This window comes from Methanosarcina sp. A14, assembly GCF_001729375.1.
In the GTDB taxonomy this organism is placed as follows: domain Archaea; phylum Halobacteriota; class Methanosarcinia; order Methanosarcinales; family Methanosarcinaceae; genus Methanosarcina; species Methanosarcina barkeri.
Genome location: NZ_LZPK01000340.1, coordinates 1 through 12098, shown reverse-complemented (window position 1 = coordinate 12098; position 12098 = coordinate 1). Strand labels below are relative to the sequence as shown.

Here is a 12098-nt window from a genome sequence, read left to right as displayed (position 1 = left end):
ATCAAAGAATTTGTAAAAAATCATTTATCAAAGAGTTTGTAAAAAACATATAATAACGGGGAATAATAAGGGGATAATTATAATTAACCTTATTAAATCATAATTGGTCTCATAAAGATCAATTTGAACTTTAAATTAATTGATATTCAGGAGATATTCGAAAATGGAAAAAGGTGGAAACCTTAAAAAGATAAAATCTCTACTTGAAAAATTCACCAATGCCCATGGGATCTCAGGCTTTGAGGACGACATCCGAGAACTCCTTGAAAAGGAACTTGAACCATATGTTGATACCATGCGCAAAGATTGCATGGGAAACCTTATAGCTCTCAAAAAAGGAAAAGGTCCTTCCATAATGCTGGCTGCCCATATGGACGAAATCGGGCTTATGGTCAGGTATATTGATGATAACGGATTCCTCAGGTTTGTCGGGATCGGGGGATGGTTTGACCAGACCCTTCTTAACCAGAGAGTTGTACTTCACGGCAAAAACGGTCCAATTCCCGGAGTCATCGGGTCCAAGCCTCCTCATGTAATGAAAGAGGATGACAGGAAAAAGCCCGTGAAGCTGGACGATATGTTCATCGATATCGGAGCAAAAGACAGGGAAGATGCTGAGAACCTTGGAATTGAGATAGGCACGGCAGTTTCTATTGACCGGGACTTTGTGTCTCTGGCAAACGGAAAGATAACTTCAAAAGCCCTTGACAACCGTGCAGGCGTTGTTATCCTTATTGAGGTTATGAAACGGCTTTCCAAACATAAAGTTGGAGCAAATGTCTATGCCGTAGGCACTGTCCAGGAAGAGGTCGGGCTAAAAGGAGCAAGGACCTCTGCCTTTGGGGTTTCTCCAGACCTTGCGCTTGCCCTTGACACAACTATTCCCGGAGACCATCCGGGCATTACTAAAACCGATTCTTGCCTGGAAATCGGGAAAGGCCCTGTAATTACATTGGCTGATGCGTCCGGAAGAGGCCTTATAGCTCACCCACAGGTTATTAAGTGGCTTAAAGAAACTGCCATTGAAAATGAGATACCTTACCAGCTTGGCGTTGGTTCGGGAGGCACAACCGATGCGACCTCAATACACCTTACAAAGGAAGGTATCCCTACAGGTACAGTCAGCATAGCCACCCGATACATCCATTCACCTGTTGAAGTCCTGGATGTGGCAGATATTGACGCGTGCGTTTCACTTATTGTAAAAGCAATAGAAAACGTAGGCAAATATTTCTGAAGCCATTTTGAAGTAACTGCAATAGGTAATTTTACGCAAGAGTCGCATACACTTTGCTTTGTGTGTTGCGGGAAAAACTCTTGCAGTTTTTCTCTTTTCTTTTACTTTTTTCTCTTTTATTCACATGTATCCTAAGTCAGGGTAATCCTCAAGTCCGGGCACATATCGAAATTGAGTCTTTAAGTAAACGTTTCTCAGTATCCCACTACATGAGCTGATCCCAAAACTCAAAATTGCTTCTCTGAATCCTGTATTTCGAATAATCAATCAAGTTTCTGATCATGAAAACAATCCTGAAAATTCTTGATGATTAAGGACTAAATGGCTTTTGGGATAGGCTCTATATTTGTAACATATGGGAAAAATGGAATTAGATATGCAGTCTGCATGATGCTGATTTATAACTGAACCTACAAAAAATAACAATCACGGATATTTAAATGTTAAAATGTGCTTGCTGCCGAATGTAGGATCAAGGATTTAATAATTCCGAATAATTGCAATCGATTTTATACGACATTTTGTTGTTGATTCGACACTAGTTTCAGCAGGTCGACATTAAAAATTAAAACATATTTTCCGATACCGTTTTATTAACTAACAATTCATAAAGTTTGAAGCTGGTTAACTTGTGGCTTGACTCTCACGACATGTATAAACACTGAGTCATTTTCTCTATCCTCTTCAAATTCAATGGAGAATTTTCCAACTTGAAAAATGCACAACAATTTTATTATATAGTTGCAAAGTTGAGTTCATCGTTTGAAGTTGGTTACCAAACTTAATGACATTTTTAAATTTTCAGCAAATACATGAAATTTACTTTTACTCATACAATTTGAAGAGGATACCTAAATTCTTATTTTTTACCACGTTACGACTTTAGATACAATTTCTTAACTTAACGCACAAAGTATACTTTAGTTTCAAAGCCTCCTTATCCAAAACCTTTTTATACAAAGTACTTCATTAGACGTTGATGTACAAAACTATACTTCAGTGATAAACTATGCACGCTTCAATTCTCCACATCCTCAACACAACAAAAACCCGTGTCCAGGCCCTGGGGCCGCAGATCTCCAGTGAAAGCCAGAAAATGGGATTTGAGAAAAGGGACTTTATCTCGGCAGTAGCAGCTGCAAAAGCCGACGGTAGAGTGCCTGTAATTGCAGAGGTCAAGCCCGCATCGCCAGGGAGAACTTTCAGGGATATTTCGCCTGCAACGGCTGCCGAGCTTGCATGGGAAATGGAAGAAGCCGGAGCTGTTGCAGTTTCAGTTCTGACCGAGCCTGGAGTATTCAGGGGATCACTTGAAAACCTGGACTCAGTTAGAAATAAGGTTTGCTTGCCTGTCCTGAGAAAAGACTTTATTATTGACAGGTTGCAGCTTGAAGAAGCTCAAAGTGATCTTGTACTCCTGATTGCAGGAATCCTTGGAGGACAACTAGGGGATTTTGTTGAGCTTGCTCTTAAAAAGGGAGTGGAGCCTCTGGTAGAGGTTCACAACAGAAAAGAGCTTGATTTGTCCCTGGAAACTGATACAAGAGTAATAGGAATTAATAACAGAGACCTTGAAACCCTTGAAATCAACCTCGGAACCACAGAAGAGCTGGCTCCTATTATCCGGGAATGCGACCTTGATCACGGAACCAGGCATCTGATAATAAGCGAAAGCGGAATGAACAGCGTACAGGATGTCAGAAGGGTAATCCAGGCAGGTGCGGATGCCGTACTGATAGGTTCTGCACTTATGGAAAATGCTTCTGTTTTTGATAAAACAAAAGAATTCGTCCAGGGCGCTGGTTGGCGTCAATAACTGTTTTCTCAGACTTTTCGGAGCTTTCAGCCTGACTGGACAGGTTGAAAAGTCCACTCAAAATCACTCTAAATTTGTTCAATATCACTTTGAATTTGTTCAAAGTTCGTTTAAAGTTCGTTCAAAATTCATTCAAAGTTCATTCAAAGTTCATTCAAAGTTCGTTCAAAGTTCGTTCAAAATTCACCAAAAAACATTCAAAATTAAATTTTGCTTCAATGACAAGATCAAAAACTACGCTTCCGAATGCGATATCAAAATTACGCTACAGGATTCATCAAAAAGACAAGGGAGTAATTGAATTGACAGAAACTAAAGTTTCAGAATTTCCTGCAAAGGACTCATACTTAAATGAACTCTCAGGTTCGCAGAAGAATTTGAAAAACGGGCAGACAGGCAAGGTAAAAGGAAAATACGGAAAATATGGGGGACAGTACGTACCAGAAGTCCTCATGCCGGCTTTAGAAGAGCTGGAAGAGGGATACGAGCGGTATAAAAATGACCCTGAATTCCTTGCCGAACTTGACCATTACCTGCGGGATTTTGCAGGCAGAGAAACACCTCTTTATTTTGCCAGAAACCTGAGTAAAAAGTACGGGTCAAAGATCTACCTTAAACGGGAAGACCTTGTGCACGGAGGAGCCCACAAGTTAAATAATGCCATAGGGCAGGCCCTGCTTGCAAAATACATGGGGAAAACCAGGCTGATTGCCGAAACCGGTGCAGGACAGCACGGGACTGCAACAGCTATGGCAGGAGCAAATCTCGGGTTTGAAACCGTTGTCTACATGGGAGCCAAAGATGTCAAACGGCAGCAGATGAACGCCTACCGCATGGAACTCATGGGCACTGAAGTAGTACCCGTGGAAACCGGCTCAAAAACCCTTAAGGATGCTATTAATGAGGCTTTCAGGGACTGGGTCACGAACATAGAAAATACGCATTACCTCATAGGCTCGGTTGTAGGTCCTCATCCCTATCCTGTAATAGTAAGGGATTTCCAGAGTGTTATAGGTCGTGAAGTAAAGAAACAGATTTTGCAAAAAGAAGGTCGTATGCCTGATTCCATCATTGCCTGTGCAGGTGGCGGAAGTAATGCAATGGGGATCTTCTACCCCTTTATTGAGGATAAGGATGTCAAACTGATTGCTGTCGAAGCCGGAGGAAAAGCCCTTAAATGTACGGAAAAAGCCGCACTTCACTCAGCTTCTCTCTGTGCAGGAGAAGAAGGTATCCTGCACGGTGCAAGAACAAAGATACTGCAGGACAAAAACGGTCAAATCCTTGAATCCGAATCCGTTTCCGCAGGTCTTGACTACTCAGGGGTAGGGCCTGAACTGGCTTACCTGTCCGATATCGGTCGGGTTACAGCCAGATATGCAACTGATGACGAAGCCCTTGAAGCTTTCCATGAACTGAGCAGACATGAAGGAATAATTCCTGCGCTGGAATCTTCCCACGCCCTTGCTTATCTGAAGAAAGCCTCAGAAGCCGGAGAACTGGGAGAAGTAGTGGTTGTAAACCTTTCAGGAAGAGGCGATAAGGACTTGGAAACCGTCCTTAGCCTGAGAGGAGGGATCTAAAATGGAAAGACAAAAAATCTCCGAAAAATTCTCCGAACTCAGGGAGAAAAAGGAAGGTGCTTTGATCTGTTATGTAATGGCAGGAGACCCGTCTGCAGAAAAAACCGGGGAGATTGTAAAAGCTCTGGTGAACGGAGGTGCGGATATCATAGAGCTCGGTTTTCCCTTCTCGGACCCTGTAGCGGACGGCCCGACAATCCAGGTGGCAGGACAGAGGTCACTTGCAGCAGGCATGGATACACAGCGTTATTTTGAGCTTATTAAAACCCTGGATGTTGGGATTCCACTTGTTTGCATGACCTATTACAATCCTGTATTCAGGTACGGAGTGGAAAAATTTGTAGAAAAGGCTGCAGATGCCGGAATAAGCGGACTGATAGTACCCGATATCCCTGTAGAAGAAGCGGCTGACCTGAAAAATAGCTGTGAAAAGCATGGGCTTGACCTGATCTTTCTAATTGCGCCCACAACAACCGAGGGAAGAATCCAGAAAATCCTGGAAAGGGGCTCAGGTTTCCTTTACCTTGTTTCGAGACTTGGAGTTACTGGAGCCAGGGAAGATGTCTCATCCTCTACCAGAGAGTTGCTTTCCAGAGTAGAAACCGGACTTCCTAAGGCTGTGGGATTCGGGATCTCAACAGGAGAGCAGGCTGCAGAAGTTAGAGACGCCGGAGCGGATGCAGTTATAGTCGGCTCGGCTTTTGTCAAGATTATAGATGAAGGAACAGACGTAAACGAAAGACTGGAAGCCCTTGCAAAAGAACTCAAATCCGGAATCCGAAGAGCCAGTTAAAGGAAAAGGTCCGGAAAATAAAGAACGTCAACAGTTGTGGAAATTTTGAAACTATCGTGGAGGGATGAGAAAATGCAGAGATATATTCAAAAGCTGGAAGAAGGGCATGATCTGAGCCCCGAAGAAGCTGAAGACGCAGTAGGTAAAATTCTGAGTACAGCACAGGATGAGGAAATCGGGAGATTTCTGCTTGCTTTGAGGGCAAAAGGTGAAAAGCCCGAAGAAATCGCAGGCTTTGTAAGGGGAATGAAAAAAGCCGGAAAAACGATCCGGCCCAAAACATCTTTCAGGCTTGTGGATACCTGTGGGACAGGAGGAGACGGCCTTAATACAATCAATATATCGACAGCAGCCGCAATTGTTACTGCTGCAGCAGGTGTTCCTGTAGCCAAGCACGGAAACCGGGCTGCCACTTCAATGTCGGGGAGTTCGGATGTACTTGAAGCCCTGGGAATTAAAACTGACCTGGAGCCCGAAGCTGTCAGGCAAACGATCGAAGAAATAGGAATAGGTTTCATGGCTGCTCCGGTTTTTCACCCGGCTATGAAGAGGGTTGCAGGTATAAGGAAAAAACTCGGAGTTCGTACGGTTTTCAATATTCTTGGGCCCCTGACCAACCCGGCAGGTACTAAAGGGCAGGTAATAGGGGTCTTTGATAAAAAACTCTGTGAACCAATAGCCTATGCTCTTGCGGAACTCGGAACCGAGCATGCTCTTGTTGTGAACGGAGATGGAATGGATGAGATCACAAATACGGGTGAAACCTATGTTGCGGAGTTAAAGGATGGCAAGGTTTCAACCTATACGTTGACTCCGGAAGATCTTGGCATGCTGAGGGCAAATCCCGAGGATATAAAGGGCGGTACTCCAAAAGAAAATGCAAGAGACCTGCTGTGTATCTTTAAGGGCCAGAAAGGACCGAAAAGAGACATCGTAGTTCTGAATGCTGCTGCTGCCCTTTATGTAGGTGGGATAGTAGGTTCTATCCGGCAAGCAATTCCTATTGCCGAGGATGCTATTGACAGTGGAAAAGTCATGGTTAAATTCAACCAGTTCAGGGCTTTTACTTCAGGGTTTCACAGACAGGAAAGTAAGGGCAGTATTTCGGGAAAAAGCATGTCAATGCGCTCAAGAACGTCAATATTAAGCCCGGCCTCGGGAGAGAGGGCATGACAGCGAAAGTGAAAACGAGAATAAAGATCTGTGGAATCCGCAGCCCTGAAGAAATCGAAATTGCAGCCCTTTACGGAGCCGACGCAGTTGGTTTTCTTACAGAAGTTCCTGTAGAGAGCCCGAGAAAGCTTGATTCCGATACTGCTGCCTACCTAGTGTCCAGAGTCCCTGAAACCCTGAGTTCCGTACTGGTTATCATGCCTGAAAACGCGGATACTGCCGTAGGTCTGATTAATAAAATAAAACCCGATATCGTGCAGATTCACTCCAGACTGCCCCATCTCGAACTTGAAATAATAAAAGAAAAAACGGGCATCCCTATCATAAAAACTCTGTCCGTACCTGCACAGGGAGGGGCTTCAAACGAAGGTTCCGGAAATCCTGCTTCTGTCTCAAGCCTGCTTGAAGAGGTCAGTCTTCTGGAAGAAGCCGACATTGTAGATTCCATTCTGCTTGATACGGCAAGGTCTGAAAAGCCCGGAGGCACAGGCTGTGTGCACGACTGGACTCTGAGCCGGCGAATCTCAGAAGAAACGCGACTTCCCCTTATCCTTGCAGGCGGGCTCAAGCCTGAAAACGTGCGGGAAGCAATCAGGGCTGTTTCGCCTTATGCTGTGGACACGGCATCAGGGGTTGAGACCTGCGGGAAAAAAGATGCTGTAAAAATCAAAAGTTTTATTGAAGAAGTGAGGTGTGCCAATGCTTTCCTTTGACCTTGGAAAAGAAGAATTCAAAAAACTTGCTTCAGGAGTAAGCCAGCCAGGTTTTATCCAGCTCCTTGCAAGAATCGATAATTTAACATGTTCTCCTCTTGAACTTTACCGCGCCCTGCGGGCCTCAGGGACCTCAAGTTATTCGTACCTGCTGGAATCAGTGGAAAAACAGGAAACTAAGGCAAGGTACTCTTTTGTTGGAAATGATCCTGATGCTGTAGTTCAGATAGGTGACAGGAAAATCTCTCTTGAACTCCTTAACCCAAATGCGTCTCCTTTTTTTGAAGAAGTTCGGTCGAAAATCAAAGATGCCTGTGGCTGTGAAACCATAGAAGAGGAGAATCCGGAGAAAGAAAACTCAGAACTGAGAAACTTAAAATTCACGGCTCCAATTCCTCAGGGGAAAGATGGTTTCGATGCCCTTCGCCTGGTTTTTCCTCCTGCAAACGGGATGGGACTCCTGAATGCGAAACGTTTTGACAGGCAGACTTTCCTGGGCGGGGCCATAGGTTATACAGCTTATGATGCTATTTACGATAGCTGGTTAGGGGTCAAAAAAGGCTTTGAATCCGAAATTCCGGAACTTCAGTACCTGATGGTTTCGAAAACTTTTGTTTTCGACCATATCACTGAAGAGATATATATCGTGATCACTCCTTTCGTAAGTCCGGGTGCAGATGCCGGAGAAATCTATGATAGAGCCCTTCAGGAAGCCGAAAAACTCTATGTCATACTTAAAGAAGCCGCAATTTCAGGAGACTCAGTAGAAATCGCAATACCAGGCGGATCAATCTTTCCAGGCTTACCTGTTTCGGACTGCAATGCCGGAAAACAGAAGTTTGAGGACTCGGTAGTCCAGGCGAAAGAGCATATTTTTGCAGGAGATATCTTTCAGGCAGTCCTTTCCAGGAAATGCGAGTTTACGCTCGAGCAGTCGCCTTTTGAACTTTATATGCAGCTTAGAGCAATTAATCCAAGTCCTTACATGTACATCTTTGAGTTTGGAGACTTGGCAATTGTCGGGGCAAGCCCTGAAACTCTGCTGACTGTTCATGAAAGGACTCTAATCACAAACCCGATTGCAGGCACCTGCCCCCGTGGAAAAACCGAAGCCGAAGATGAAGCCCTTGCTGCACACATGATGCATGATGAAAAAGAAAGGGCTGAACACGTGATGCTTGTCGATCTTGGGAGAAACGATGTAAGAATGGTTACGGAAAGCGGCTCGGTGAAGGTTTCCGAATTCATGAAAGTCCTGAAATATTCTCATGTCCAGCACATCGAAAGTAAGGTTATAGGCACTTTGAGACCGGAATGTGACCAGTTCGATGCTTTCAGGGCAATATTTCCGGCAGGAACTCTCTCAGGAGCTCCGAAAATCCGCGCCATGGAAATTATTTCCGAACTTGAGGCTTCACCAAGAGGGATCTACGGAGGAGGAGTTGGATATTACAGCTGGAACGGAGATGCTGATTTTGCAATCGTAATTCGGACCATTATTGTACAGGGCAAGAAAGCATCAGTGCAGGCTGGAGCTGGAATAGTAGCTGATTCTGATCCTGGTTATGAATTCAGGGAAACCGAACGTAAGATGGGAGCAATGCTTGCGGCAATCGAAGGAGAAGTTTAAACTAATTTGTTATGTGATTCTGGGGTGAAATTTATGAAAAGAAGTTCAGGAAGGGATGTTTTACAGAAAAAAAATCCAGGAAACGGGTTTTTCAGGAAAGAGGAGGTTAAAGGAGAGAAACGAAGGGAAAATAAACTAAAAATTATAAGTTCAGGAGATGTTTTCAGGTGAAGGTGGTTTTCATAAACAACAAGGATTCCTTTGTATGGAATCTTGTAGATTATATCTCTTATTTCGAAAAAGATACTCTGGTACTTCCCAATACGGTTTCCCTGGAAGAACTCAGGGAGATTAAACCTGATGCTCTGGTTATTTCGCCGGGTCCGGGTAATCCTTCAGACCCCAGGGATATAGGAAATTGCCTGGACATAATCAGGGAAATGGGTAGGGAAATTCCTCTTCTTGGAGTCTGCCTTGGACACCAGGCAATCAACGTGGCTTTCGGCGGAGTCGTTCGAAGAAGCAAGGTCGGCCCAGTGCATGGAAAAAGTTCGAAGATTCTGCATGATGACTCTGCATTGTTTTCAGCCTTTGAGGGCCCATTCGAAGCAGGCCGTTATCATTCACTTGAGATTGGGGAACCTGCACCCGGGATAAAAGTTACTGCCAGGGCTGAGGACGGGAGCATTATGGCAGTGGAGCATGTAAAGTATCCAATCTACGGCTTGCAGTTCCACCCCGAATCCGTACTTACTCCCAATGGCCTGAAAATAATAGAAAGCTTTCTGGAGATTTCCAAAAATTATAAAAAAAAGCATCCGGCTGTGTAAGCAGCCCGAAATATTATGAAAAAAGACATTCGGTTGTGTAAGCGACCAGAAATATTATGAAAAAAGGCATACGCCTGTGTAAACAGCCAGAAATTTTTCCAGAGAAATTATTTTCTAATTAACAGTCTCATTTTTCTGGTTATCAGGTTACTTTTCCTTTTTGGCGGCCTCAGTTTCAGGCTCCTGCTCTTCCCCTTCTACCTCTTCCTCAAAGAATTCCTCTTCTGTGAATTCCTCATTAGGCTTGGTCTCATAACCTGCAGGCTGTAGATTCCGAAGCTCTGAGAATTGACTTACGGTTTGGGCGATAAGCTGTGGGTATTTTTCAATCTGTTCCTTTGTAACAAACCCTGAGGCTTCGGAGTATTCTATAATTTCTTCTCTAGCCTCTTTTGCTTCCTTAGTGAAATCTTCAAGTTGCTGCTTATTTGCAAGATAAGCCATTTCCTCAAGTGACATGGTTGTCCAGAGGGTTACAACTTCCATTTTCTTCTCAACTGCGCCCATCCCTATCATTTTAAGCGTGTCAAGCGCAAGTTTTGCAGGTTCGAGCATCTCGACCTGTACTGCTCCTTTTCCTATCTCCTGTGCAGCTTTTGAAAAAGACCACATCGCGTTTGAGAAATTCTTATCGAGTGCAATATCAGAAAGATACTTAAGCTCATTAAGAGCCGTGGACGCAACATTATCCATCTTTTTCTGGACAGCTCTGTTACCAATGTTTCTGAGTGAGATAATAACTCTCTTTAAATCCTTCTCTAAATTACCTTCGAGCAACTCATGTCCTAATTCCCGGAGGTACTCAGCATATTGGAGTGCATCATATTCATTCTGTTCTCTTATTGCTCGTTCTCCAGATTCTCCAAGTTCAATAGCCTTTTGTTCGTTCAGTGAGAACATATTAAAACCCCTTTCCAGTAAAATTCGTTAAAAATTCTTGGATTTTAAAAATTTAAGTATTTATATCGGTTTACTCAGATATTAGTCTTCCTATAATTTTCAAAATACATTGGGAATTTCAAGATTACTATGTCAAATTATACTCTATTTCATTTTTCATCGGTTAAGGATTCGTTTTCGTCCCTGTTTACTCTTTTTGAACCTAATTCTTCCATTTTTTTTATTTAAAACATTCATTTTCGTCCACTGTTACTTTTTTTGAACCCAATTATTTCCTTTTTTTTATTTAAAACATTCATTTTCGTCCACTGTTACTTTTTTTGAACCCAATTCTTTCCTTTTTTATTCAAACCATTCATTTCTAAACCTTTCTCTGTTTACATGAGGATCTAATGCTTGACTTTCATATATACTCATTAACCACTCTTCGGAAAACATTTCCCGAAGAGAGTCTTAAAGAGCAGGTGGGAAACGAGGAAACATAGATTCAAAGATTATAATATTAATATAAAGCATATACAGGAGATGGGATTTAATGCTTAACCGATGAAGCATGACTAATAATTAAGTAAGGTTGTGCAATTTTTGAGATTCAGGAATCTACTGGCTGGACTTTAGATGAGACGTCACCAGTCTGATAGAAACTCGATACCGGTGAATATTGCACTCCGGTAATAGTGGTAGTAATAACCCTGGTGGCAGTTCCAACCTTCCGAAAAGAAACGAATATTGCCGAATTAGATTGGAGAAAACAAAGATGAATACATCAAGAAAACCCTGGCCTACTTCACTGGGAATTTTTGCTGTCTGGCTGATTGTTGTTGTGGGGGGAGGACTGCTGCAGGTTAAAGGCCAGCCCACTCAACTTGATGAACTGGTTAAAAGTCAGCTTATTTATGGAGTGCTTACTGCAATAGTTTTTTTGTCTGTGGTAATTACCTATTTTGACTGGTGGGATAAAGTCGGGTGGAAAGGTCCGAATGATTTACATGATTTGCGCCTATTATGGCTACCGGCTCTGTTCCTTTTCATCATGCTAGTGATAGTTTTATTTACAGGCCTGCCGCCAATCCGGATACTCTTAATTGTAATTATAAACACCCTGATGGTAGGCATCAGTGAAGAGTTGATGTTTCGAGGTGTATTATTTCATGGGGCTTCATCGTCATTTGGAATCTGGCGTGCAGTGTGGATCACGGCAATTGTCTTCGGTTCGGTTCATACGTTAAACAGCTTAATAACCGGAGACTTCAATGCAAGCGTATTCCAGGCTTTTTTTGCAGGTATGTTTGGGGTCTGGGCAGTAGCCTTGCGGGTCCGCCTCGACACTGTAATTCCTTTAATCATCATTCACTGGCTGTGGGACTGTCTGGCATTTCTGACAGGTTCCTCTGCAGGGCTGGTGTTGTTACTCTTTTCATTTATTCTATTCTTATATGGTATCTGGCTATTACGGGGCTTTCGATCAACCGTTGCGCCGGTT

General features: G+C 43.3%; 11 protein-coding genes. 10 read left to right on the top strand and 1 reads right to left on the bottom strand.

Translation table 11 applies throughout. The features are described from left to right. Positions 1-163: 163 nt before the first annotated feature. The 9 genes from A9239_RS14590 (at position 164) to A9239_RS14555 (ending at position 9715) form a co-directional block, all read left to right on the top strand. Complete coding sequence (locus A9239_RS14590) at positions 164-1237, top strand: M42 family metallopeptidase (RefSeq protein WP_048121409.1); 1074 nt, start codon at positions 164-166, stop codon at positions 1235-1237. A 1009-nt stretch (positions 1238-2246) separates the two neighbouring features. Next, entirely contained in the window at positions 2247-3053 is an 807-nt protein-coding gene (locus A9239_RS14585; protein WP_048155615.1) for an indole-3-glycerol-phosphate synthase, read from the top strand. Positions 3054-3430: 377 nt separating this feature from the next. Next, positions 3431-4636: a tryptophan synthase subunit beta gene (gene trpB / locus A9239_RS14580; RefSeq protein ID WP_048157006.1), complete on the top strand. Its 1206-nt coding sequence runs from the start codon at positions 3431-3433 to the stop codon at positions 4634-4636. Position 4637: 1 nt separating this feature from the next. Further along, on the top strand, positions 4638-5429 hold the full coding sequence (gene trpA, locus A9239_RS14575; protein WP_048117148.1) for a tryptophan synthase subunit alpha: 792 nt from the start codon (positions 4638-4640) through the stop codon (positions 5427-5429). A gap of 72 nt (positions 5430-5501) precedes the next feature. Beyond that, positions 5502-6602, top strand: coding sequence for an anthranilate phosphoribosyltransferase (trpD, locus tag A9239_RS14570; protein WP_048117151.1), 1101 nt, complete (start codon positions 5502-5504; stop codon positions 6600-6602). Then, positions 6599-7315, top strand: coding sequence for a phosphoribosylanthranilate isomerase (locus A9239_RS14565; RefSeq protein ID WP_048155612.1), 717 nt, complete (start codon positions 6599-6601; stop codon positions 7313-7315). The genes trpD and A9239_RS14565 overlap by 4 nt, the downstream gene beginning before the upstream one ends. Then, positions 7302-8945, top strand: a complete 1644-nt coding sequence (gene trpE, locus A9239_RS14560; RefSeq protein ID WP_048155609.1) for an anthranilate synthase component I — start codon at positions 7302-7304, stop codon at positions 8943-8945. The genes A9239_RS14565 and trpE overlap by 14 nt, the downstream gene beginning before the upstream one ends. Before the next feature lie 24 nt (positions 8946-8969). Then, positions 8970-9116 carry a hypothetical protein gene (locus A9239_RS19700; RefSeq protein WP_158498908.1) on the top strand — a complete coding sequence of 49 codons (147 nt, stop codon included), beginning with the start codon at positions 8970-8972 and terminating at the stop codon, positions 9114-9116. Next, positions 9113-9715 (top strand): aminodeoxychorismate/anthranilate synthase component II, encoded by a 603-nt coding sequence (locus A9239_RS14555; protein ID WP_048155608.1) that lies wholly within the window; start codon positions 9113-9115, stop codon positions 9713-9715. Before A9239_RS19700 ends, A9239_RS14555 begins: the two co-directional genes overlap by 4 nt. Before the next feature lie 147 nt (positions 9716-9862). Here the strand turns inward: A9239_RS14555 and A9239_RS14550 are convergent, their stop codons facing one another. Continuing rightward, complete coding sequence (locus tag A9239_RS14550) at positions 9863-10615, bottom strand: hypothetical protein (RefSeq protein WP_048117166.1); 753 nt, start codon at positions 10613-10615, stop codon at positions 9863-9865. 757 nt (positions 10616-11372) lie between these two features. On the opposite strand from A9239_RS14550, the gene A9239_RS14545 reads away from it, so the two are divergent. After that, a partial coding sequence (locus tag A9239_RS14545; protein ID WP_069575359.1) for a CPBP family intramembrane glutamic endopeptidase occupies positions 11373-12098 on the top strand: 726 nt, incomplete at its 3' end.